Annotated in this window: 12 protein-coding genes; 4 read left to right on the top strand and 8 right to left on the bottom strand. The window is 58.9% G+C overall.

The genetic code is table 11. The features are described 5' to 3' along the window. Positions 1 to 287: 287 nt before the first annotated feature. From M3089_RS04620 to aldA, 3 genes are all read left to right on the top strand, one after another. On the top strand, positions 288 to 2,312 hold the full coding sequence (locus M3089_RS04620) for a protein-disulfide reductase DsbD family protein (RefSeq protein ID WP_205108598.1): 2,025 nt from the start codon (positions 288 to 290) through the stop codon (positions 2,310 to 2,312). 6 nt (positions 2,313 to 2,318) lie between these two features. Beyond that, on the top strand, positions 2,319 to 3,605 hold the full coding sequence (locus M3089_RS04615) for an L-cysteine desulfidase family protein (RefSeq protein WP_205108596.1): 1,287 nt from the start codon (positions 2,319 to 2,321) through the stop codon (positions 3,603 to 3,605). A gap of 128 nt (positions 3,606 to 3,733) precedes the next feature. Next, the gene (gene aldA / locus M3089_RS04610; RefSeq protein ID WP_249081997.1) at positions 3,734 to 5,173 is read left to right on the top strand and encodes an aldehyde dehydrogenase; all 1,440 of its coding nucleotides are present in this window, start codon (positions 3,734 to 3,736) and stop codon (positions 5,171 to 5,173) included. Positions 5,174 to 5,321: 148 nt separating this feature from the next. Here aldA and M3089_RS04605 read toward each other — a convergent pair whose 3' ends face one another. The 7 genes from M3089_RS04605 to M3089_RS04575 form a co-directional block, all read right to left on the bottom strand. Next, positions 5,322 to 5,972 carry a porin family protein gene (locus M3089_RS04605; protein ID WP_249081995.1) on the bottom strand — a complete coding sequence of 217 codons (651 nt, stop codon included), beginning with the start codon at positions 5,970 to 5,972 and terminating at the stop codon, positions 5,322 to 5,324. Between the two features lie 473 nt (positions 5,973 to 6,445). Further along, positions 6,446 to 9,301, bottom strand: coding sequence for a sugar-binding domain-containing protein (locus tag M3089_RS04600; protein WP_249081993.1), 2,856 nt, complete (start codon positions 9,299 to 9,301; stop codon positions 6,446 to 6,448). Positions 9,302 to 9,354: 53 nt separating this feature from the next. Then, positions 9,355 to 11,394, bottom strand: a complete 2,040-nt coding sequence (locus M3089_RS04595; RefSeq protein ID WP_249081991.1) for a beta-galactosidase — start codon at positions 11,392 to 11,394, stop codon at positions 9,355 to 9,357. Between the two features lie 652 nt (positions 11,395 to 12,046). Beyond that, positions 12,047 to 14,788, bottom strand: a complete 2,742-nt coding sequence (locus M3089_RS04590) for a glycoside hydrolase family 2 protein (RefSeq protein WP_249081989.1) — start codon at positions 14,786 to 14,788, stop codon at positions 12,047 to 12,049. An 86-nt stretch (positions 14,789 to 14,874) separates the two neighbouring features. Next, complete coding sequence (locus tag M3089_RS04585; protein WP_249081987.1) at positions 14,875 to 18,156, bottom strand: DUF5107 domain-containing protein; 3,282 nt, start codon at positions 18,154 to 18,156, stop codon at positions 14,875 to 14,877. A 201-nt stretch (positions 18,157 to 18,357) separates the two neighbouring features. Continuing rightward, positions 18,358 to 19,743 carry a sugar porter family MFS transporter gene (locus tag M3089_RS04580; RefSeq protein ID WP_249081985.1) on the bottom strand — a complete coding sequence of 462 codons (1,386 nt, stop codon included), beginning with the start codon at positions 19,741 to 19,743 and terminating at the stop codon, positions 18,358 to 18,360. 231 nt (positions 19,744 to 19,974) lie between these two features. Continuing rightward, the gene (locus M3089_RS04575) at positions 19,975 to 21,870 is read right to left on the bottom strand and encodes a polysaccharide lyase family protein (RefSeq protein WP_249081983.1); all 1,896 of its coding nucleotides are present in this window, start codon (positions 21,868 to 21,870) and stop codon (positions 19,975 to 19,977) included. Positions 21,871 to 22,293: 423 nt separating this feature from the next. Here M3089_RS04575 and M3089_RS04570 point away from each other — a divergent pair, with 423 nt between their 5' ends. Beyond that, a complete protein-coding gene (locus M3089_RS04570; protein WP_205108578.1) occupies positions 22,294 to 23,175 on the top strand; it encodes an AraC family transcriptional regulator in 882 nt (293 codons plus the stop codon). 22 nt (positions 23,176 to 23,197) lie between these two features. Here M3089_RS04570 and M3089_RS04565 read toward each other — a convergent pair whose 3' ends face one another. Then, complete coding sequence (locus M3089_RS04565) at positions 23,198 to 24,751, bottom strand: TlpA family protein disulfide reductase (RefSeq protein WP_249081981.1); 1,554 nt, start codon at positions 24,749 to 24,751, stop codon at positions 23,198 to 23,200. Positions 24,752 to 24,919 lie beyond the last annotated feature (168 nt).

Raw genomic sequence — 24,919 nt, 5'->3', positions numbered from 1 at the left:
CGAGGCAAAATGGCCGCGACAGAAACCCATTGCTGCCCAATCCGTTAGCAGCGGCCGCCTTGACATGAATCAAATTTCACAAAAGTCGGCAACCGCCACTGCCCTATCAAAACATGCGACAGGCCCGACGGCCGGCCCGGCCAACGGGCGTCGCAATGCAGACCGACGCAGACAGCCGCCAGACAACCGCATTCTTTATCTGCAAAAATAAAATAAATTATCTACTGTTGCAATTAATTGAGAGTATTTTTATTAATTTTGCACCGTAATAAATCAACACTACAGAAATGAAGAAGCTCATATCACTGATGATCATGCTGGGAGTCGCCATAGCCATCAAGGCCCAGATGGTAGACCCAGTTCACTTCACCTCGCAGTTGAAAATGCTCGGTGGCGACGAAGCCGAGATAGTATTCTCGGCAAAGATAGACAAGGGTTGGCACCTCTATTCAACCGAGCTGGGCAGCGACGGCCCCATCTCGGCATCGTTCAACGCCAACAAGATGGACGGAGCCGAGACCGTAGGAAAGCTGCAACCGCGCGGGAAGGAAGTGAAACAGTTTGACAACATGTTCGGCATGGAGCTGCGCTTCTTTGAAGGCAGCGCCACGTTTGTGCAAAAGATACGCTTCACCAAACCAACATACGACATCGACTGCTACCTGGAATACGGCGCGTGCAACGACGAGATGTGCCTGCCCCCGTCGCAGGTGGCACTTGTAAAGAAGGGCAAGTCGCCCGCAGTGGCAGCCGCCGCGCAAGCCAAGGAGCCAGAGGAAAAGGCAGGCCAGGAGACTGCCACGGACACAGCTGAGGCCGCTCCGGCCGACACCGCCAAGGCCGACACCGCTGCCGCAGCCCCCGCAATGTCGCAAACGGAAGGCAAGGAGCTGTGGGCGCCGGTGATCGACGAGCTCAACGCCTTTGACGAAGGCGCCCAGAACAACTCCCTGATATACATCTTCCTGGCCGGAATAGTGGGCGGCTTCCTCGCACTGCTCACCCCGTGCGTGTGGCCAATCATCCCCATGACGGTAAGTTTCTTCCTCAAACGCAACAAAGACCGCTCTAAAGCCATACGCGAAGCCGTCACCTACGGCATCTCGATAGTGGTCATCTACGTGCTGCTGGGCCTTGTGGTGACGCTGCTCTTCGGCGCAAGCGCGCTCAACGCCCTGTCTACCAACGCCGTGTTCAACATATTCTTCTGCCTGCTCCTCATAGTGTTTGCCGCCTCGTTCTTCGGAGCGTTCGAGATAACGCTGCCGTCGTCGTGGAGCAACAAGATTGACCAGAAGTCGGAAAACACGAGCGGCATGCTCAGCATCTTCCTCATGGCGTTCACGCTCACGCTCGTATCATTCTCTTGCACAGGCCCCATCATCGGCTTCCTGCTCGTGGCCGTGTCTACCCAAGGCAGCATTGTAGGCCCCACCCTTGGCATGCTCGGCTTCGCAATCGCCCTTGCCATACCCTTCACACTGTTCGCAATGTTCCCCAGCCTGCTCAAGTCGGCACCGAAGTCTGGCGGGTGGATGAACGTGGTCAAGGTGGTGCTGGGCTTCATCGAACTGGCTTTCGCCCTGAAGTTCCTCTCGGTTGCCGACCTTGCCTACGGCTGGCACATACTCGACCGCGAAGTGTTCGTGGCCCTGTGGATAGTCATCTTCGGCCTGATGGGCATCTACCTGCTGGGCTGGCTGAAGTTTCCGCACGACGACCCGGAGCACCGCACCAACGTGCCGCAGTTCTTCCTGGCCATGATTTCGCTTGCTTTCGCCATCTACATGGTGCCCGGACTGTGGGGCGCGCCGCTGAAAGCCATCAGTGCCTTCGCCCCTCCGATGAACACGCAAGACTTCAACCTGCACGAAGAATCGGTTGAAGCCAAATACACCGACTACGATGAAGGCATGGCAGCAGCACGCTCGCAGGGCAAGCCGGTAATGGTAGACTTCACCGGTTTCGGCTGTGTCAACTGCCGAAAGATGGAGGCTGCCGTATGGACAGACCCCAAAGTGGCCGACATGCTCAACAACGACTACGTGCTGATATCGCTATACGTCGACGACAAGACACCACTGCCGGAGCCCATCCAGGTCGAGGAGAACGGACAGAAGCGCACGCTTCGCACCGTGGGCGACAAATGGAGCTACCTGCAACGCACCAAAGTGGGCGCCAACACGCAGCCCTTCTATGTGCTGCTCGACAACAACGGCAAGCCGCTGGCAGGCAGCCGGTCGTACGACGAGAACCTGCAGGAGTACATAGACTTCCTGAAGAAAGGCCTTGAAAACTACTCAAAACGATGAAACGCCATGCTTGACAAGGACACGAGAAACCGGATTATCAGGCTGATACACAAAGAAGTGGTACCGGCCATAGGCTGCACCGAACCAATGGCGGTGGCATTGTGCACAGCCAAGGCAGCCGAGACACTGGGGCGCACGCCCGAAACAATCAACGTGCTGCTTAGTGCCAACATCCTGAAAAATGCCATGGGGGTAGGCATACCGGGCACGGGCATGATAGGACTGCCCATAGCCATAGCCCTCGGGGCGCTGATAGGCAAGTCCGACTACAAGCTCGAAGTGCTCAAAGATCTCACGCCCGAAGCCCTCGAGGCAGGCAAGCAATACATTGCCGGCAAGCATATCGACATCAAGCTCAAGGAAGGCATCACCGAGAAACTGTACATCGAGGTATGCTGCAAGGCCGCCGGGAGCGAGTCGACGGCCATCATCGCGGGCGGCCACACGTCGTTTGTCTACCTCGGCAAAGACGGCAAGGCACTGCTCGACAACCGCACCGACACCACCGCGGGCGAGGAAGAGGAAGACATAAGGCTCAACATGCGCCTCGTATACGACTTTGCCACCACCGCCCCGGTGGAAGAGATAAGCTTCATAACCGAAACCAAGGACTACAACATGAAGGCTGCCAGCGAGGCCATAAAGGGCAATTACGGCCACAACCTGGGCAAGACCATCGACCGCCCGCTGAGCCAGGGCATCTTCGGCCGGAGCATATTCTCGAAGATAATAGCCCGCACGGCCTCGGCATGCGACGCTCGCATGGGCGGCGCCATGATACCGGTGATGAGCAACAGCGGCAGCGGCAACCAGGGGATATGCGCCACCAACCCGGTAGCGGTGTACGCGACAGAGAACGAAAACACCGAGGAGGAACTCATCCGGGCGCTGACCATGAGCCACCTCACGGCCATATACATCAAGCAAAGCTTAGGAAAGCTGTCGGCACTGTGCGGTTGCGTGGTTGCCTCGATAGGCAGCAGCTGCGGCATAACCTACCTCATGGGCGGCAACTATGAGCACGTATGCCACTCGGTGAAGAACATGATAGCCAACATCACGGGCATGATTTGCGACGGGGCAAAGCCAAGCTGCTCGCTGAAGATATCGTCGGGCGTGTCTACCGCCGTGCTTTCCGCCCTGCTATCGATGGAGGGCAAGTGCGTCAGCAGCGCCGAAGGGATAATCGACGACGACGTCGACAGGAGCATACGCAACCTGACTTCCATCGGTGCCGACGCCATGGCGACCACCGACAACATGGTGCTCGACATCATGACGCACAAATGCTAACAAGCGGAACGATTCGCAAAATTATCATAAAAAACGAGAACGGCACTGCCATTCTCGTTTTTTTTATTTATTTTTGCTACGCATTCATAAGATGCATCTAATAAAGATCTACCTAAAACAGAATAGAAATGAAAGATTTGAAAATGTACATCAACGGCAAGTTCGTTGAGAGTCGGTCCGGCAAATGGATCGAAGTGTTGAACCCCTCGACCGAAGAGGTGATAAGCCGCCAGCCGGAAGGCACAGTGGAAGACGTGAACGAAGCCCTCGACGCCGCACGTGCTGCACAGAAAGCATGGGCAGCCACACCTGCAATCGAGCGGGCCGCGTATCTGCGCAAGCTGGCTGACGGCATACGCAAACGCAAAGACCTGTTCGTCGACATCATCATGCGCGAGCAAGGGAAAACGCTCAGCTGGGCAACGACCGAGGTTAATGTGACAGCCGACTACTTCGACTACATGGCCTCGTTTGCGCGCCACATCGAGGGCGAAGTGATACCGAGCGACCGCCGGGGCGAAACCATCATACTGACAAAGCGCCCCATCGGCGTAGTGGCAGGCATCCTGCCGTGGAACTTCCCGTTCTTCCTCATCGCCCGCAAAGCCGGCGCCGCCCTCATAGCGGGGTGCACCATAGTAATCAAGCCGTCGCAGATAACACCCGAGAACTGCACCGAATTCGCCCACGTGGTTGAAGAGTCAGGCCTGCCCGCAGGCGTCATCAACATCGTGACCGGCCGCGGCAGCGTGATAGGCAACGAAATGGCAGGAAGCCCCAAGGTCGACATCGTGAGCGTGACTGGCAGCGTGAGCGCAGGCGAGAGCATCATGAAAGCCGCCGCCAACAACATAACCAAAGTGTCGCTCGAGCTTGGCGGCAAGGCCCCGGCCATAGTATTCCCCGACGCCGACCTCGAAGCCTCGGCACAATGGATACTCGACAGCCGCATTGGCAACAACGGACAGATATGCAACAATGCCGAGCGAGTATACGTGCACAAGGACATCAAGAAGGAGTTTACCGACATACTGCTGCGCAAGTTTGAGGCCGTGAAGGTGGGCGACCCCTGCAAAGACCACACCGTAGACATGGGCCCGCTGGTAGAGAAGCGCGCCCTGGAGAGCGTTGAGGCCAAGGTTGAAAATGCAATAAAGCAAGGGGCTAAGGTGCTTTGCGGCGGCCATCGCGTGGGCGACAAGGGATATTTCTATGCCGCCACGCTGCTTGACAACTGCACCCAGGACATGGACATCATACACGAAGAGACGTTCGGCCCGGTGCTGCCCATCGTTGAGTTTGAAGATACCGACCAGGTGATAGCATGGGCCAACGACGTTGAGTACGGACTGGCATCGTCGGTGTTCACCAAAGACATCGACACGGCTGCCAAGGTGACGCGCGGGCTTGAGTTCGGCGAGACCTACATCAACCGCGAGCACTTCGAGGCCATGCAGGGATTCCACGCCGGCGTGAAGAAGAGCGGCATCGGAGGGGCCGACGGAAAGCACGGCGTAGAGGAATATCTCGTTACCCACGTGACCTATCTCGACACTCACTACGAGTAAGCCGAAGGCACAACCGGCACGGCAAAGGCCGCAACACTCACCTCAAAGCGAGTGTTGCGGCCTTTTTGGTTGCAGTCGACAGACGTGGCGGCGGCGCCTTAAAAGCCGGTGGCTGGCAGCCCGTCAGTGCAAACGGCGGGCCCCGCCGTCAGAAGTTGACGCCGAAGTTAAGGTAGAAGCACCCTGTGTGCGACGTGTCGAAGTCGCTGTGGCAAATGTTGGCCAGGCCGAAGTCGTAGGCCATCTCGGCATAAATCATCTGGTATTCGGCACCGCAACCTATGCGCAGACCGCCATCGAAGCGCTTGAAAAAGCCGCTCGAAAACGACGAGTAGACAGCCCTGTCGTCGGGGGTGAGCCCGTAGTCCTTCACCTTTCCGCCCACACCGCAAGCTATGTAGCCTCCGGCAAAAGGCTGTATGCTGAAGTTGCCGTCAACATCATACTTGTATTTGGCCAGGATGGGCAGCTCGAGATAGTTCAGGTCGTAGGTAAACTTGGCTCCGTCGACCTTTCCGTTGCCTCCCTTCTCGGTATAAAACAAGCCTGTCTCAAGGTATACCGGAGCCGCGGGCGACAGCTGGAAGCCTATGATGGCACCGATGTTGAGCCCCGAGCGCACACTGCCGCCGTCGAGCACATCGTCGTCTGAGTTTACGGTGGCAAGCGCGAGGCCCAGCCTCAGGCCGTAATATATGTTGTGCTCTTCGGTGTATGCCGAGTTGAACGGATAGCCATACTGGGCTACCGAGGGCAATGCCATGATGAAGGCAATGGCCGACAGGAGTATCTTTTTCATATTTTTGGTTGGTCGTTAAATGATTATAGGGTGCAAAGGTAGACGTTATTTCGCTAACAACAAAATGATTTGTATTAAAAAGTCTTGCAGGCTGCCCAACTGAAAGGCGCTGGATTACAGCGCACAATGCCGCATGCAGCGCCCGGCCACAGCCGGCGTTGACCTCGCGCCGAGCTATCTGCGCAAGTGACTGTGGCCCAACCACTTCGGAAAACGGCCCGTTTTGCAGGCTGAAACGGGCCGTTCGGCATTGCAATATCGGCCGTATTGCAACGCCGAACGGCCCATATCGCAGTGGTGGGCCGCCGGAATGACGTTGGCTGAAGACTGCCGACGCCGCCACGAGCGGCTCGCGGCCCTACGCCGCCACGCCAGCAACAGCCGGCCGGGAGGCACAAAAAAGGCTGCGCCATGCGGTATGGCGCAGCCTCGAAAGCCGTTTGGGCAGCCGCAGGGGCAGCCACGGCAAGCGGTCACTTGAGCTTGGGCTTAAGCTCGTCGGGCGAGTCGTTGGTGAACATATTCACCGCCGGGGCCTCATTTTCAAACAAGTTTGTTATCACCTCCGGCTCAAGCGTGATTGACGGACGGAAGTCGTCGCTCTCCATATAGCTGATGATGGCCTTGCGCATCTGGCGCGCCACCGGCCTCGAGTCGAGGTTGCTGTCGATGTCCATCGTGGTCATGAGCAGTCGGCCGCCAAGCACATTGGCCTCTACAAGCATACCGAGCTTGCGGCTTATGTGCCATGTGTCGATGGGCTGGATGGGCGGCTGGTAGGCAGCGGGGAAGTCGCGGAGGTTCATCACCTGCGCCTTGTTGAGCAATTCCCACCAGTTCAGGTTGCTCCAGTCGTCGGTGGGGAACTCGCCGAAGAGCGGATGCGACGTGTCGATGGCCGCCCCCGTGGTGTGTGGCGGGCGCATCTTAAACCAGCTCGTGTTCCAGAACACGGGCAGGTAGGTCTGCTTCACGTCGTTGCCAAAGCGCACCTTTCCGGCCGCCGTTATCAAAACGCGCCCCCCTTTCCGCAATGCGGCCACGGCCTGGGCGTCGAGCGTGTCGGTCACAAGTATGCCCTCGGCCTCGGGCATGGCCTGCTCGGCCGGATAAACCCAAAACTCCCAGCTGTTCTCTATGCGCTGCCCAACATTGTTGGTAGGCGTTGTTGTTACGGTGAGCTTCAGCTTCGACGGTTCGGCAATGGCCGACAGCGGCATCGACACCGTGCCCAGAGCCCTGTTCTTGCCCACGGTTATGTCGCCGGCATACAGCTGCCCGCCGGCCACCTTGTTGCCGTTGGCATCGGTGACGGTATACTTCGTAGTGGCGTCGCGCAGCGTCTCGCGGTATGCGTTGTACATCTCGACGTCCACGCTAAGCGTCTCGTCGTTGGTATAAACAAACTTCGGGAACTTTGCCAGCGGCACTATGGGCGAGCAGAACTGCGTCCACTGGTCGGCAGTGCAGTAGCCCTTTTCGCGCCAGAACACATTGAGCACACCCACGAGCGCCGTGCCCTGGCCGCTGTAGTCGTTGAGGGCAAGCATCTGGAAGCCCGCGTAGTCGGGCGTGCGGAGGTTGCGCTCCACGTCATACTTGTAAGCCAGAGTCTGCAACTTGCCGCTGGCCATCAGGAATTTCCCGGCTTGCGAGGCCATGCCGTTGTCTCGCAGCAGGTCGGCAAATATCTCGAAGTTGCGCGCTTTGTACGCCCCGGTGTACTGCGAGGTCTCTTTCAGGTCGGGAAATGCGCACCACTGGCCCAGCTCATGGCTCAGGTAAGGCTCGTTGACGTCGAACACGATAGGCTTGCGGCCCTTCTGCGTCACCTGCATTATGTTCTTCAGGAAGTCGTCGGTCGACTGTGGGGCACGCCTGTCCCAGTCGAGCCCGCGTGCACCGCCCTTGACGTGAAACTCGCTCTTGGGGTCCCAGGCCCATCCGCCGCCCACCGACGCGCCGCAATACACGCGCCGGCGGTCGCCCGTCTGCTTCCAGTGGTCTACAAAGTCGCCCACCCAGGGCACCCAGTCGCCTGCCGGCTCATTGCCGGCGGCCAGCATGCAGAACGACGGGTGGTTGCCGTAATGCTCCACCATGCGCTCCGTCTCCTGAAGCAAGTAGTGGTCTATGTTCATGCCGCGGCGCAGGCGCACACCGTGGTTTGGCCACGACGGCCCCTCGGGCTGCAGGTAGAAGCCAACCTTGTCGGCCGCCTTGAACGCCGCCTCGGGCGGACAGAACGAGTGGAAGCGCATCATGTTGAGCCCGTACTCCTTGCATTTGCGGAACACCCTGAGCCACGAAGCCTCGTCGGTTGGCGGATATCCCGTCAGCGGGAAGCAGCAGTTCTCTACCGTTCCGCGCATCCAGATGGGGCGGCCGTTAAGGTAGAACTGCCTGCCGCGAACCTCAATCTTGCGCATTCCGAAGTCGGTCTGCACGGTGTCGGCGCCGAGCACCGACGTCAGCGTGTACAGGTTGGGCTCAAACTCGTCCCACAGCTTTACATCGTCTCCCATGGGCAGCGTCACCCTGACGGCCCCGTCGGCCCCGGCCACAAGCCTCTTGTGCTCAAAGTCGCGCCCGGCCACGTTGAACTTAACGTCGTATTTGCCTTTGCCGCCCACAACCTTAAGCACCACGTCGATGGTCTTGGCGTCGATGTCGGGGTAAACCTGTACGTTGCCGATGTACACCTCGGGCCGCGCCTGCAGCTCCATGCGGCCCACAATGCCGTTCCAGTCGCCCTGCGTCTGGTCGGTCACACTGTGCGAGTCTTGCCCCACGCACACATTCTCGATGCCGTTGTACACCTTGATGGCAATCTCGTTGTCGCGCCCCGGGGCCACGTAGTCGGTCACATCGAACACGTGCGGCACGCTGAGCGACGAGTCGCGGCCCACCTGCCTGCCATTGATGAACACCGTGGTCTCTATGTGCGGGCGCTCAAGATAGAGCAGCAGGCGCTTCTTGCCCCACGCCTTTGGCACGCTGACCCTACGGCTGTACCACGCATTGCCCACGTAGTGCTTGTCCGGAGTGAGGAAAAAGGGGAACTTCATCTTGCCCGGCTGGCGGTATTTGGCCATGTACGGGTTGAAGAAAAACGACGAATCGTAGAGGCTGCTCACCCATTTCGTCTCGACGGCCACCTCGTTTCCCTTGCCATTGGTGAGCATAGAGCCGGGCAATGTCACCCGGTCGTTGTAGTCGGGGGTATCGCCCTGCACGAAATTCCATTCTCCCGCCAGGTCGATTTTGTCCTGCGCATGGGCCGACATGGCCGCAAGCACAAGCAAGATTGATAATAGTCTCTTATTCATATAAATAAAATGATGTTGCTTAAAACTTGTTGTTGGCTGCCTGGCAGCCCTGTTCAATACTCTGTGAGGGTGAGTGTGGTCACACCGTAAACCTGCTCGCCCGGCTCGCTGACGTTGGCCTCACGCGGGAAATACACCGGCATGTCTTTCTGCAACGGCAGTATGCGCAGCTCCAGCCGGCTGCATCCGGCCGGCAGCCGCCATAGTCCGAACAGGAAGGGGCGGCCGTTGTAGAAGTTGTCGGCCACGAGTTTGCCGTCGGCATAAAGCCGTGCCACGTCGCCCCGGTAGTCAATACGCAGCAGGCGGTCGGCTCGCAGGCTGTCGGCCGGCAGGCCTATGGTGTATACAGCTGCCGCATTGAAGTCGTCGTCGGTTGGCTCTTCGGCCACTTTCTGCACGCCGATGGTTATCTTGCGCGGCTCGCCTGCCTCGCGCACCTTGGCAAGCTCGACGCCCACCTTCATGCCAGGGCGGGCCTCATCAGGCAAGAAAAGCCTTCCGGCCGTCTCAGAGTCGACGAGGTAAATGTTGCGGTAAACGGGCTTGCCTATGCCCTTTGGCTTGACGTTTCTGAGCGTCTTGCCGTCGACGCATATCTCTGTGGGCACGCCTTTTATCTGCTCCAAGTATATCTTTCCGTCGCGCTTGGCTATGATTTGCGCCGTTGCATACCTGATGCCGTCGATGTTTACCGGGAAGATGCAGGCCGTGCCGGCCGGTATGGTCATAGGCTTGCGGGGGAAGGTGACGCCGCATACGCTGAACTGCACGCCCCGCTTGTCGGTCAGGTTCTGCAGTCTCTCGTAGTTGTTGACAAAGACGAAGCCGCTGTCGCCCTGCGAACGGTAAGCCCACCTGAGGTGGCTGTCGTCGCCTTTCTTTATGTCTTGCGGGCACGGAAACGAGGCATCCATCGGTGCCAGCGTCTCGGCATAGTCGTGCATAAACATGTGCAGCTTGCGCAGAGTGTAGAAATGAGGGTTGCGCTGGCCAAATTCGCCGAGCGGAGCCTGGAAGTCATACGTCTTCACAGGCAGGTCGTTGTGGTTTGTCGCGGGCGTGCGCTGGTTTTCGTTTAGGTATGTCAGCTTGCCGTCGGGGTTGGTGCCGCCGTGGTACATATAGTATCCGAGCAGGTTGCTGCCGCTGCCCAGCTTGACAATGGCCAGCGAATAGGCGTCTTCGGGATATACGTAGACGCGGCGATGGTATGAAGTCATCATGCCGCCCCCAAGCTCGCAAGTGAAGTACGGATACTGCTCGTCGCCCTTGCTGAGCCTCTCTTTCTGCTCGCCGAGCTGCTCGCTGGCTATCGCCGTCGAGCTGCGGAAGGCCTTGAAGTTGAACGCCTTGTAATAGTTTCCGGCCGTTTCCTTGGTAGAGCGGTCCCAGAAGCCGTCGGCATAGTCGCCATACAGCGGCAGCATCTCGCCGTAAGGCACGGGCCGCGTAAGCTCTGGCCACCCCGTGCGGGTGTAGAACGGCAGGTCGAAGCCTATCGACAGGGCCAGCTTCTTGAGTGCCATGAGATAGTTGCCGTTGCGCTGCTCGTTGTCAAACTGCACGGCCACTACCGGCCCTCCGTCCTTCCACTGCAAGCCAATCACCTGAGAATAGATTTGCCTGTAGAGCTTGTCGACAAACGACATGAACGTCTTGTTGGTGTCGCGCGTGCGGCATCCCTTTGTAAAAACCCAGTCGGGGATGCCACCGCAGCGTGCCTCGCCATGGCAGAACGGGCCTATGCGCAGCACCACAGGCATGCCTTCGGCCTTGCAAACCTCAAGGAAGCGGCGCAGGTCGCGCTGTCCGCTCCAGTCGAATATGCCCTCCTGCTCCTCGACATGGTTCCAAAACACATAGTTGGCGATGATTGTCACGCCGCCATCCTTCATCTTCCGCACCTCGCGCTGCCACTCGTCGGCGGGTATTCGGGAGTAATGCACCTCGCCCATCACGGGCACCACGCGCTTGCCGCCTATGATAAGGCTGCGCGAATCCCACTTTACTTCGGGCACTTGCGCCACAAGGCAGTGTGCTGAAAGCACCATGGCCCCTGCCAGCAAGAATCCTTTCATTAGCTGTTTCATATCAGATTCAGATTTTGATTTATTTTTTATTAAACATTATATTGACATAACTGAAAAAACAAAAGAGTATTGCGTGCATACAATCAAATCTTAAAACAAAGTTGCCGGAACAGCCACAGGGGCTGCACAACGCCATACTGCCGCAGCCACGGCGGCCTGCCACGGCAAGCCCCCGGCCTTTGCCGCCCTTCGGGGGGCCACCCGTATGCCCTCCGGGCCGTACATTGGGCCGGGCATCAGGGCTGCATGCATGACACGCAGCAGACCATCTGCATGTTTCATACTGCACATTACGTTTGTTGATTCATGTAGTTTGCCATCATCATTATCTTAAAATAGCGCATTCGACGCACTCGCACAGACATCAAGCAATGCCCCGGGCAAAACATCGCCATGCCGCCATGCACCACTGCCCCCACCGGGCCTGTCGGGCCTACGCACGCCTTCTGCCAAACGCCATTGACCGGACAGGTTTTCAACATCGGCCGTATTGCATTGCGAAACAACGCTTTTCGGCACTCAGAACGGGCCGTTTTGCAGCAGGAAACGGCCCGTTCTGCAACGCGCTGGATGCCAAACAGTTGCACCGCAGCCCACAGGCAGCTTAAGCAAGTGGCACGAAACGGCTTGCTGGCTGAGCCGCATACCGGTGTCAGTAGATAGACTCGGCACCGGTCTTAATGCTGTTGTCGGTAGCCGAGATAAACGAACGCAGCTCGCCTACGGTCATTTCTGCGGCAGGGGCAAAGTCGGCCGAGTTCATGTAACGCAACAGACTGACCGCCATCTGGCGCGCCTCTGGGCACGAATCCATCTTCTCGATGAGGTTCATCGACGTGAACAGCAGCCTGCCACCGCCGCAACGCGCCTCGATGGCAGCAGCAAGACGGCGGTTGTTGGCAAAGTTGTCTATCACGCTCACTATCGGAACGACATTGCGCAGCGAATCCGTCACCAGCACCTTTGAGTTCTTCATCAGCCCCCACCACTGCCAGTCGGAATGCGACTCTGTGGGGAACGACGCCAGCGCGGGATGGCTCGGGTTGCAGAGCACGCCCATGGTGCCGGCTTGCTTGGGGAAGTGGACAGGGCTCCAGAACACAGGCACAAACTTGCCTTCAAGCCCCTCGAGGTGCTTTTCGGCGGGCGAGAAGAGCACCTTACGGCCTTTGGCCAGCGCCCTGGCAGCCTCGTCGCAGTCGGCCGTCAGCACCACGTCGCCACAATCAACCCCCGCGGTGGGCGGATACACCCAGATGTGCCAGCTGTTGCGCCACGGAGTGCCGTCCAAAGCCACGCGCAACGTTAGCCGGCAAGGCCCGGCCACGCCGCCCAAATCCACCTTGACGCGCCCCAGGGCAGTAAGGCCGCCCTGAGCGATGGTGCCGCAGTCTGTCGCGCCGCTGCCCACGGTGCGCCCCAAGTCGTCGGCCAGCGTCCACACGAGGCGGCCGCCAGCAATGGCTTCACGCCCGTAGTTGGCCACCTCGACGGCCGCATCAAACGTCTCGTCGGTTGTGTAAACCGCCTTGCCATACCGCGCCAACGGAACAACGGGGGCGCAGAAACAGCGGAAATCGGCGGGAGACATAAAACCCTTGTTGTCCCAAAAAGCATCTACAAGACCCACGAGGGCCGTGCTCTGGCCCGGGAAGTCCTGAAGGCCGAGCAGTTGGAAGCCACTGAACCCAGGCGTCTTCAACGCACGCTCCACCTCCTCTTTATACAGAATGGCGGCAAAACGCCCCGAGGCATCAAAGAAATCGTCGGCCAACTTGAGCAGTCCCTTGTCGCGCAAGTCGTCGCGCACGGCCTTGAAGTTGAGCGGGTCGAGCACCCCGGTGTACTTCTCAATCTCACGGACATTAGGATATACGGCATACTGGCCTATCTCGTGAGAAATCAAAGGGACGGAAGGCGTGCCCACGGATGCGGCATAGTCTTTTTCAAACGACGGGCGCTCGGCATCGAACACGCCCTGGCCGCGCACCCAGCCACTGTCGGTACGCTGGGTGACAAAGAACTGGTCTTCGGGCTCGGGATGCCCTCCGTGGCCGCGCTCAAAGGTGTATGTGGTTGTGGAATAAAGGTGGCGGGGGTCTTTCTGCTTCATGTCGCGCACCATGGAATTGAGCACCGTGAAGTCACTCTGCAGCTCATTGCCACAGCTTACGAGGCACAGCGACGGATGGTTGCCATAGTTTGCCACAATGTTGTCGAACTCACGGCGCAAGAAAAGCTCCACCGCCTTGTCGCGCCCGATGTTGAGCGACCAGCAGGGCAGCTCAACCTGCAGGTAGAACCCCATGCGGTCGGCCACCCTGAAGGCTGCCTCGGGAGGGCAGTAGGAGTGGAAGCGCAGGTGGTTGAGGCCCCAGTCGCGCGCAGTGGCAAACACTTTCAGCCATCCGTCTTCGGTTGTCGGCGGCGTGCCGGTGAGCGGAAAGACACAGCACTCGAGCGTGCCCCGCAGGAAGGTGCGCCTCCCATTGACCAGCAGTCGGCCTCCTTCGGAGCCAATCTCGCGCATGCCGAAGGTAACGTTGCGCCCCGCATGTATGCCACCGCCGTCATATTCGGCTGTAAGCTCGTAGAGTGTGGGGTCGAACTCGCTCCACAGCCTTACGTCGTCGCCCATGTCATACCATGCCGTGACATCGGTGGCAGAGTCGGGCAATGCCACCCTCAGGCTCTTCACAGGCAGCCTGCAACCTGTTGAAAGTTGCCTCACGCCCAAGGTGAGCACGCCCTTGGCGCGACCGCCGCCATGCTTCGACAGCCTGGCAGCCACGCTGATGCGCCGTCCGGCCACGTCGGGATAAACATCGAGCGACGCTATCTCGACGTCGGCCAGCGCCGTTATCTCCATCCGTCCGAGCACCCCGTTCCATTTGATTTGTGTCTCATCGGTGTAGGCATGGCACATCTCATTGTACAATATATCGTATTGCTTGCTGTTGTCCACGCGAAGCTCTATCTCATGGGCGCCTTCGGCAAGCCCCCGGGGGATGGTGTAGACATGCGGGGAGACAAGGCTTTCCTGGCTCTGGCCCATGTCGCGACCGTCAACAAAAAGCCGGCTGCGCCACAACACACGCTCAAACGTTACCCTAAGCGGCCGTCCGGCCATGGCCTTGGGTATGTCGACACGGCGCAGGTAACGCGCCTCGCCCATGAAACAATGGCGTCGCGTGAGGTGGGTCAGCTGTGGCTTGGCCATTGCCGGCCCCAGCCTGTTAGGCTCTCCGAGGCGTGCGTCATCGGTGGTTCCGGGCAGTCTGACTGGCGTCGTGCCCCCGCAAAGCCATTCGCCGCTGATGTCAAGGCAGTCTTGCGCGGCGGCGGCTGAAGCCATGACGGCCACGAGTATCAATGAAAACAGATATTTGTACATAAGAAAAAGAACAATGTGCTAAGACGGGTTTGCAGATAAAGGCAAGCCGGTGGGCCATGACCAAAGCCACGGCCCACCGGCGTCAATCAAAACAACGAATGCAACGTGCGCAGTGCCTGCACTCCCTGGTGGTTTATGTCCATGCGCTCTACCTCGCCGAGATAGCGCAGCGCGTGCTTCATGTCGCCCAGTCCGTAATAGCCGAGCGCAAGCATATACGTGCAGTGTATGGCGTTCTTCGCGTCGAGCGAGTCTTCCCAGATGAGCAGGTCGGGCAATGAAACGGCAAAATAATCCATCACCACCTTCTCAAAAACATGCTGCTTGCCATAGTTGACAAGTCGATGGAAGCGCCCGTTGGCCTCGCCCTGCCTGCCAAGGCGCATCAGGGCAAGCCCCTGATAGAATATCTTGTCGGGCTTGGCGTCGTTGTAATACATGGCCGCCGCAGGCTCCTGGGGCCCCTTGGTGGCTTTTTCCCAGCACTCGCGGGCCTTGGCCTCGTTGCCCATGGCGCTGTATGCGCAGCCGAGGAAGTAGTGGAAATCGTTTTCCTGGGCCCCTTCGAGCCTGCCCTCGCCGAGGTTGTGCGGATAGACGAGGCACTCGTCGAGCAGCCTTATGGCCTTTTCATACTCATGCGACGCCAGCGCCCGCTTTGCCAGCTCAACGCGGCACGTCTGGTATTGGGCCGTAACCTTGCCTTCGCCTCCTTCCCACGGGTGGAACACATGGCCGTCGATGATGGCCATGGCCTCCTCGTAGCGTCCTGTCTGGTTAAGTAGCGTGGCCTCTTCGAGCAGCAAGTCGTCGCGCCGGGCCACGAGTTCGGGATGGCTCATCAGGCGTTCGAGGCGCCAGGCGTGCGGTTTCTGCAGGCGCTTGTAAAGCTGGTCGAGCTCCATCAGCACGCGGGCGTCGGTCTCATCGAGGCTGAACGCCCTCTCCATGCACTCGAGTGCCCGCTCGTGCTCGCCCTGTTTGTTGAACAAAGCCAGCGCCATGTTGCGCCAAACGGTGGGGAACTGCGGGTCGAGCTCGGCCGAACGCTGCCACAGTTCGGTGGCCACGCCATACTGGCGCTTGTCGTAATATAGGCAGCCAAGATAGTAAGGAGCGCGCGCATCCTGCGGGTTGGCGTCCATGGCGGCCTGCAGCGCCAGCACGTCTTCGATGCGGTTGGGGAAGCAATAGGCCGCATCGGCTGCGGCAGCACGGGCAAACGCGCCCGCATCGCCGGCCCAACCCATGTAGTAATAGGTCATCGGCGTGACCGCACCGGCGCTTTCGGCCATGCCCCACACGGCCAACGCCTCTTCCGGGCGGCCCATCTGCATGTAGTCGAGGGCCAGTTCGTCGTAGTTGTTTGGCATGCCGTGCATCATCTCGCGCAGCTTGTCGAGCAACTGTTCGTCGGCCGTGATGATGTATTTCTCGTAAAGGCAACCGTAGTTGAAGGGATCGAGGGCCAGCGACTCGTCGCATAATGCCACGGCATCGGCCTCGCGTCCCAACACCCTGAGCACCGTTGCGAGCAACGCGCGTGCCTTGTGGTTGCGTCGGTTGTTGTCGAGCGCACGTTCCGCCTCGTCGAGAGCATCGTCAAGTCGGCCCTGCATCAACGACAGTTGTGCGGCTGCCAGATAGCCGGCATCGGCCCATGCCTTGTTCCATGTCGACTTCCAGAACAGCTCGTATGCCTCGTCGCAACGTCCCATGCACTTGAGGCAGAGGGCCAGGTTGTATATAGGCTCGCCGTCGTATGGGTTTGGGTTGCGGCGCATTATCACCCCGACGGCATGCCTGAGGTAAGGCTCGGCAACGGCAAAGCGTCCGCGGCGCAGGTACCACAGGCCGAGAGCGTTGTTGCAACGGTAGTCGTTGGGGTCGCGGCGCAACGCCTCTTCATAGTAATCTACGGGCGAGAAGGTGGCGTGGCGGTACTGTTCGAGATGAAGCCCGGTAAGGTAAAGCTGCTCTGTTGTCTTTATCTCGGCCGGTTGCAGGGCCGCTTCGGCGGCATTGGGCACGGGGCGTATCTCGTCGGGCTCGGCGTGCCATGAAAGCGAAAGCACCCTCCGGCCATTGTCGTGGATGATGTACAGCTCTACTGTAAGGGCGTCGAGGGGTGTTCCGATTACATCAACAATCTCGTCGAACACGGCCTCCGGGCTCATGTCGATAGTGTTTCCATACAACACCCTGCCCCCTTCGTCGCCCCTGACGAGCACCTCTACGCGGGCCTTGCACGTGGCCTGGACCATCAGCCTGGCCCCACCGTCGGCCTCAACAATGTTCATCACCAGATCGCGCGAGGCGTTCTTGACTATCCCCAGTTCGCGATACGGCATGAAATACTGCGTGAAACGCTTCTCTTCATAAGGCATCAGCCACGTGAAGTCTGGCTGGTTTTCAGTGTAGACACCGGCCATCAGCTCGATGTACGGGCCGTCGCTGTCGGTCAGGTTGCGGTCCCAGGCACGCCCGAAATCGCCGTTGCCCCATGTCCACTGCTTCTTTCCGGGCGACAGGTGGTGGCTTGCCACATGCAGCATACCCCCATGTGAGTCGTTCTCGTAGCCCCCCTCGAAGTCGTACTTTGAGTTGACGGCCATGTAAGACGTGGGCACCTTTATGTTCTTATAGTTGGAAATGTCCACTCCCGCCGAGTAGTCCATCTTGTAATATGTGCCCGTTGCTATCGGGAAAGAGCTCACGGCGCGCTTGCCGTGGTCGAAAACGGCGTTGATGTCGGGCGGGAACACGCTCTGGTATTCGTCGTTCACGGCCACAGCCGGGTTGGCCCACCACAGGAATGTCTGCGGCATAGGCGTGCGGTTATACAAATGTCCGCGTATCTCGAGGCGGGCGCAACCGGGTCGAAGGGTGAATCCGGCCATGCCCTTCTGGTGGAACATGCGCTCCATCTCGTTGACCCAGACCGTTACCGAGCCGTCGGCGTTCTCCTCGATGGTGCTGTCCACGGGCAGGAAAGTTGACGGACGGTGGTGCTGCGGCCAGTTAAACTCGATGCCGCCGGATATCCACGGTCCCGTAAGACCTACGAGGGCAGGCTTCACCACGTGGTTGTAATACACGAAATGGCGCTGCTTCACCTTGTCGTATGCCATCTGCACCCTTCCCCCGAGCTCGGGAAGAATCATCACTTTGATGTATTCGTTCTCAAGAAACACTGCATTGTATTGCTTGTCGTGCTTCTCGTCGGCTATCGACTCTATCACGGGATAGGGATAAACCACGCCACTCGAGCCTTGGTATACGCGCTTCTCGAGAAACATCGGGTTCTTGTCGGGCTTGCCGACTTCATAGGTTGGTATCGTCACAACCTCTCTCCATGCTTTTACCATAGTGCTAAATATAAGCCCCTCCCTACCCCTCCCCCGTGGGGAGGGAACCCTGTGCCGGGGATGTCGACACTGTACTGGGAGTGGGGTTGGTGTTTGTCTTTATTTTATATATGTCTCGTTTTATATCATAATGCCATGCTTTGCCGCCGCATTCCGGCCAACGGGCTCCCTCCCCGTTATGTGGAGGGCTGGGGAGGGGCCTCACCCCACCATCTCTTTCTCCAGTTCTTCGAGCGACTTGCCCTTGGTTTCGGGCAGGCGGAACACAAAGAACAGCAGGCCGAAGAGGCACACCGCCGAGTAAATCCAGAACGTGCCGTAGCTGCCGAGGGCAGTGTTGAGCAGCGGGAAGGTGTAGGTGAGCGTGGAAGAACCCACCCACAGGGCAAAGGTACACGTGGCCACGGCCACGGCCCGCACCTTGTTGGGGAACAGTTCGGATATGAGCACCCACGTGCAAGGGCCAAGCGTCATGGCATAGCAGGCTATGGCGAGCACCACGAGCACAATCATGAAGAAGCCGGTGACGTGGAAGTAGTAGCACACACCAAGTATAAGGTAGATGGCGCAAAGCCCTCCGGCACCGAGCAACATCAGGGCCCGCCGCCCAAGACGGTCGACGGTGAATATCGCAACGATGGTAAACACCACGTTGGCGATGCCGGTCACGACGATGTTGAACAGCACATCGCCTATCTCATAGCCCGCCGACTGGAAGATTTCCTGTGCATAATTGAATATGACATTGGTGCCGCACCACTGCTGGAAGACCGCAATGACTACGCCAAGCAGCAGCACGCGGCGGAACGGACGGCTGAAAAGCATGCCCAAACCGCCCTGTTGAGCATCGGCGGCATTGGCCGACTTGACCGCCGCAAGCTCACGGCCGGCATACTCTGAGCCCCCTATGTGGGTCAGGATGGCAAGAGCTTCAGCGTCATTTCCCTTCAAAGCGAGCCACCGCGGACTCTCAGGAATGAAGAAGGCGAGCACAAGGAACAAGGCTGAAGGCACTGCGGCAGCCCAGAACATCCACCGCCATGCCATCTGTCCGTTCCACGACGCGGCGATGTCGGCGGCTGTGCTGCCACCGGGTATTGGCTCGGCAATGAGCCAGTTGGTTATCTGCGCGCCAAGTATACCGAGCACGATGGTCATCTGGTTGAGCGACACGAGCTTGCCGCGCACCTTTGTCGGGGCCACCTCGGCTATGTACATGGGCGACAGCCCGGAGGCGACGCCAATGCCGATGCCGCCGAAGAAGCGGGCCACGAGGAAAGAGTGGAAGTCGGAAAAAGCCCCGGTGGCTACCGACGAGAGCAGGAATATGAGCGCCGACACCACCAGCAGGCGCCTGCGGCCTATGCGGTCGGCCAACGTGCCGCACAGCATGGCACCTATCATGCACCCTATCAATGCAATGGTCATGGCCAGACCTTGGGCCGACGGTGAGTCGGCAATGCCGAAATAAAGTTCGTAGAACGGTTTCGCCCCGCCGATAACGACCCAGTCGTAGCCAAAGAGCAGGCCGCCCAATGCCGACACGAGGCAAATGAAATAGACAAATTTCTTGTTGTAACTGTCCATAATTATGTTGCGTTAGGTTTTTAGTTTGAGTCTCGGTGCAAAGATAATGAATATGGACAAGAGCGACAATAGACAAAAGCAACTAAAAAGATGGACAATATTACGGAAACGGCCACAGCATAGAACGAGCTTGGCCGAAGGCTGAAAAACAGCCTCCCGCACCGGCGTGCGGGAGGCTGTGGAAGTCGGCCGTGCTGCCGCCGACGGCTGATGCCGCAGCGGCTGGCTTGTTTAAAGCACTATTTTCCCCGACCGGGCGCCACGGCGATAGATGTAGATGCCGCCATCCAACCCGGCCTCGCCTATGGAGTTGAACACGCCAATCTTCTGTCCGCCGACGGTGAACAGCTCTACCGGCCCGTCGGCCACCTCGACGTCGGCCTCGGATATGCCCGACACCACTTTCGCGCCGGCCTCAAGCTTGATGCAATCGTACATCACCCCGCCGTTTCTCCGTATGCCCGACATGGTGAACGCCACCGTGTTGGTGCCTTTGTGAAGCACGGATGCGGGAAACTCACACGTCTCGACACGGTGGTTGCCGCCCAGCACAGCACTGCGGTATATGGCTGCATCGTTCTGGGCAAGGTTCCAATTGGCCTGCACAGTGCCATTGACGGCCACCTCGACCTTGGGGTTGTTGGTCACCCCGGCCATCGAAGCAGTGAGCAGGGCCGTGCCCGACAGGTTGTCGTCGAGATTGAACGACACCGTCCACGTGCCGTTCTTGGTCTGCGCGAAATACCAGTCGGTGGCCGGGTCGCTCTCACCTATTATATAATTAAGGTCGGCAGGGGGCAGCTCCCACAGCCCGTAAGCCCTGCAGGTGTCGCTATACATGAACCCGTCGGCCAAGCGATTGTTTTCCCCTATCTGCCACAACAGCCGCTCACGGCACTCTGGCGTCCACTCGACAACGCCGAGGTCGACGTCAGAACCGCCCACCTCGATGTCGGCGCGCTGCAGTTCGTCGGTCACGCCCCCCTTGGTTGCATATCCGTAAAGCGTGTAGGTGCCCTTGCGCACATTGGGAATGGCAAACGAACCGTCGGCTCCTGTCATTGCCCAAAACATGTATCCCTTGCCCTGGGCGTAGGGAGAGGTGCCGGCCTTGGCCAGCACCAGCTGCACACTGTCGCATGGCTGCCCGGTGGTAACGCTGAGCCGCCCCCTCACCGTCGACCTGTCAAGGGGATAGATCTCATGGTCAAACCAAGCGAAAGGCCACTCCGCCTGCTGCTGCGAGGCCTGCCGCTTGGCGTCGGCAATCATCTGTTGCTGTGAGCCACGATTGAGGTAGATGAGGAACGGGCCGTAAATCTTGCGTTCGCCATCCTCGTAACGCTGCGACGAAGCGCCGAAGTGCTCGCCCTGGAGCATCTGTATCGTGATGGGCGACTTGCTCGTTGCATGCACCGTAAGCTCCTGCCTCATAGGGCCACCGTTGAGCCACTCGTGGCTGCAAGGTATGTTCCACACGCCCGAGTTGACGTTCATGAGCCCGTGAAGGCTGTCGCGCACCACATACTGCGCCCAGTCGTACTTGGTGTATATCGACCCGTCGGCCATGCGGTATGTGGCATCCTGCACCACGTTCTCCTCGCGCTCGGCCACGGCCATCTCGGCATTGGTGGGTATCTTGCCATTCATCACCTCGTCGACATAACCGTTGACAAACGAAGAATTGAGCCTAGTGCACACCCGAGCCTCCCTCAGGTTGACCCCGGACGACGTGGGCGTGCCGTTGGCCACTACGTAGACGTAGACCCCGTTGACGCCCTTTCGCATGATGAAGCCCTGTTCGAAGCGCAGGTCGGCGGTGGTATTGCTGAACACAACCTCCGCGTAGTCGGCAGTCTGCCTTACTATTTTCGACGTCGTCGGGTTGAGGTTGTCGTTCTTGTCGGCCGTGTAGTCAAAGTAGACTCCATTGCTTGCCAGCACATTGGGGCCCCCGCGGAAAGTCATCTCGCGGATGCGTCCGTTGCTGCCGATGCTCACCGACACCGTTCCGTTGGACATTTTGTAGCTGTCGCCGTTGCGGGTAAGCGTCACGTCCGACTGTGCGCTTGCCCCAATACACACCATGGCTGCCATGCCTATGGCTGAAAGTAAACGTTGTCTCATTCGCTGATAAATTTTAGTTATAGTTATAGTTAGTGCCGCCCCAAACACGGTTGCGACGCACAAAGGTAGCTCTTTTTACAGCAAAAATCACAATTTGTGATTGCGAACGGGTGTGTTTAACGTTTTTTACACTTGCGGCTGCGCCGTTTGCCAGCCTGCCGCACACAGCGGGCAACGGCCTGCGGCAGGCCTGCCGGGGCACGTGAGCCACGGCGGCACGATACAGAGGAAACGCCGAAAGCGGCAAGCGCCCACCCACAGCCGCCACGGCTGCGTGCCGGGCGATGGCAGCCAGCCCCACCACAAGTAGCGGCCGTGGCTGGAAGACAGGCGGCAATGGTGGCCCGTGGGCAGCGTTTTGCAGGCAAAAGTTTTGGTGAACAGAAGAAAAATACTAACTTAGTGGCGGCAAAAAGCAATGGTATGAAACAGAAAGACGGATTCAACGGCGAACAGGTGATAGTATTGCCGCAGATGGCCATCGACATTGAGAGCGCCGACCCGCTGGCTTCCAGCCTATACATAACAGACATAGGATACTACCCAAAGGCCGCCGGCCACTACCGCGAACGCACGCAACCCATATCGCAATACGTGCTGATATACTGTGTAGAGGGCGCGGGGTGGTACTGTGTAGGCGGCGAAAGGCATGACGTAGGGGCCGACCAGTATGTAATCCTGCCTGCCGGCAAACCGCACACATACGCCGCCGACGAACAAGAGCCGTGGACCATCTACTGGGTTCACTTCACCGGGGCGCATGCCGCCATCTATGCCGAAGGCGCCCTCAGGCCAAACGACGTAAAGCCGGGGGCCATGTCGCGCATCAGCGAGCGCAACAACATTTTCGAGGAAATATTTGTAACGCTGCGCAACGGGTACGGGCGGGAGAACCTGCGCTACGCCTCGTCGCTGCTGCACCACTACCTGGCGTCGATGAGATACATAACGCTGTTCCGCAATGCCGACCCGAAGCCACGCTCTACCGACGTTGTCGGGGCGGCAATACACTATATGAAAGAGAACGCGGAGAAGCATCTGTCGCTGCGCGACATAGCCGGCTACACGGGATATTCGCCTTCTCACTTCTCGTCGATGTTCAAGCAGCAGACCGGCCACAGCCCGCTCGGCTACTTCAACTTGCTGAAAATCAATCTGGCGTGCCGCCTGCTGGCATCCACCGGGATGAAGGTCAACCAGATATGCCATAAGGTCGGCATTGAAGACTGCTACTATTTCTCACGCCTTTTTGCCAAGACCATGGGCATGTCGCCCAAGCAATACAGGCACGAAAGGCAAGGCTGACGCGCCCGCCGGCGCCCGGCGGCTACCTTGCCCCGGCCTCCCTCAGGGCCTTCGCAAGCTCGGCAGCCTGGCCGGGCCTGGGCACCACGCCACCTACCACATTGCCCTCGCGGTCTATTATTAGATATGTGGGGAAAGCATCCACCGAAAGATAGCTCTCGATGGCGGCCTGCTGGTCGGGCGGAAGGTTGAAGCTGACTGAGCCGGGGGCATCAAGCCCGAACCGCGAGACGAGCTCTCGGTACAGCTCGCCGTTGGTATTGTTGGCCAGATACATGAAAACCACACCCTCGGAGCGCAGCTTGTCGCGCAGGGCCTGCGCATGTTTCATCTCTGCAAGGCACGGTGCGCACCACCCTCCCCACAGGTCCAAGTATACAACCTTGCCGCGATAAGGCCGCAGAAGTTTCTCAAACAACAACCTCCCCTTGGCTTTCAACGAGTCGACAACAACCTGCCCTGCCCCCGACGCCGGGCATTGGGTTGCCTGTGTGAGATTGTTTTCCAGCACGAAACGCAACGGGGCATATACCTTCCTGAACGACGTGGCCGCCCACGATGGCGGAAACGCAGACGCCTCATAGTCGGCCGCAAACCCGGCAACCACCCGGCGGCATAGCGCCGGCACGCCATTGGTCGCGGCCAACCCGGCGGACAGCTCCCCCGACCTGTCGGCGGTGAGCTCGCTCCACGCCTTGTAAGTGCATTCAAAGGCATAGCAGAAGCGGCCGTAAGCCTCAAGGCAGCGCATGGTTGCAGCCGAGATGCCCGGTCGGACGGCGCAAATAGAATCGATGGACAGCCGGCTCTTTGCCCAAGAGCGGCCGAAAGCAGCCAAGGCAGAGTCGAGACCGTCGGTCTGCATCGGGAAAGTAAGCCGGTAAACAGAGGTTGCCCCTGCTGCCATCAGTTCGTTGTTCACCCTCGATTGGCTGCCCATGAAATAGGCACGCCCGTTGATGTCGTCGACGTAAAGCAGCGCGGTGTCGCCCGGACTGCAGTAGGCCATGACCGAAGCGATGGGCCGGTTCACAGTGTCGGCCCTGCTCAAAAGGCGCAGGCAGGCCGGTCTTCGGGTGGCATGGCGCACAACGACGCGGCCCAGCGAATCGGCATGGGGATGAAGCAAGACGCTTCCGGGCATCGAGTCGTCAACAAGTTCAAGGTAGTCGTAATACTGACGGCGGCTGCGGCTCACCAAAACGAAGGTGGCGGTATCCGTGCGCTGCAGGGGTGCCAACGCCATGGTGTCGGCCGAAGGCGATGGATATGGCGGCACAAACGGCCCGGAAAACTCGGTCACGGCATGGCTCTGCCCGCCGACTGCAACCCTGCCGCGCCCCAACGACACGCCTACCTGACGGTTGGCCGAAGTAAGCCGGTAGCCGCCGCCCGCCTCTTTGTCGCAACGCCATAGGCAATCATCGTAGACGGCACGGTCGCCAATCAATCCAATAATCCACTCGCCGGTAGCGACGTCGCGCAAGAAAACTCCGGCGGAACCGGCCTGTGCCAACGACGCGGAGGGCGTGGCCAACACTGCCAGCAAGGCAAGCAAAACCATCGAACGACTCATATAGACAACTATTTTATACGATGAACATTTTCAACATTCCACCCGTCATTAAGCCACGCCTGTGGAAACGCTGCGCAAAACGGGCCATGACGGCCTGCAAAACGGCCCATACGGCAATGCGGAAAGGCCCGTTTGGCAGCACAAAACGGCGTGTTTGGCAAACCGCTG

Source organism: Marseilla massiliensis (genome assembly GCF_023336985.1).
GTDB lineage: Bacteria > Bacteroidota > Bacteroidia > Bacteroidales > Bacteroidaceae > Prevotella > Prevotella intestinigallinarum.
The sequence above is the reverse complement of the archived record's forward strand: the minus strand, read 5'-3'. Positions and strand labels throughout refer to the sequence as shown.

Excerpts from the sequence above, each read along its gene's own strand:
- M3089_RS04615 (WP_205108596.1), top strand. The coding sequence starts at position 2,319 with ATGCTTGACAAGGACACGAGAAACCGGATTATCAGGCTGATACACAAA.
- M3089_RS04620 (WP_205108598.1), top strand. The coding sequence starts at position 288 with ATGAAGAAGCTCATATCACTGATGATCATGCTGGGAGTCGCCATAGCC.
- M3089_RS04595 (WP_249081991.1), bottom strand. The coding sequence starts at position 11,394 with ATGAAACAGCTAATGAAAGGATTCTTGCTGGCAGGGGCCATGGTGCTT.
- M3089_RS04600 (WP_249081993.1), bottom strand. The coding sequence starts at position 9,301 with ATGAATAAGAGACTATTATCAATCTTGCTTGTGCTTGCGGCCATGTCG.
- M3089_RS04580 (WP_249081985.1), bottom strand. The coding sequence starts at position 19,743 with ATGGACAGTTACAACAAGAAATTTGTCTATTTCATTTGCCTCGTGTCG.
- M3089_RS04570 (WP_205108578.1), top strand. The coding sequence starts at position 22,294 with ATGAAACAGAAAGACGGATTCAACGGCGAACAGGTGATAGTATTGCCG.
- M3089_RS04590 (WP_249081989.1), bottom strand. The coding sequence starts at position 14,788 with ATGTACAAATATCTGTTTTCATTGATACTCGTGGCCGTCATGGCTTCA.
- M3089_RS04565 (WP_249081981.1), bottom strand. The coding sequence starts at position 24,751 with ATGAGTCGTTCGATGGTTTTGCTTGCCTTGCTGGCAGTGTTGGCCACG.
- M3089_RS04575 (WP_249081983.1), bottom strand. The coding sequence starts at position 21,870 with ATGAGACAACGTTTACTTTCAGCCATAGGCATGGCAGCCATGGTGTGT.
- M3089_RS04605 (WP_249081995.1), bottom strand. The coding sequence starts at position 5,972 with ATGAAAAAGATACTCCTGTCGGCCATTGCCTTCATCATGGCATTGCCC.
- M3089_RS04585 (WP_249081987.1), bottom strand. The coding sequence starts at position 18,156 with ATGGTAAAAGCATGGAGAGAGGTTGTGACGATACCAACCTATGAAGTC.
- aldA (WP_249081997.1), top strand. The coding sequence starts at position 3,734 with ATGAAAGATTTGAAAATGTACATCAACGGCAAGTTCGTTGAGAGTCGG.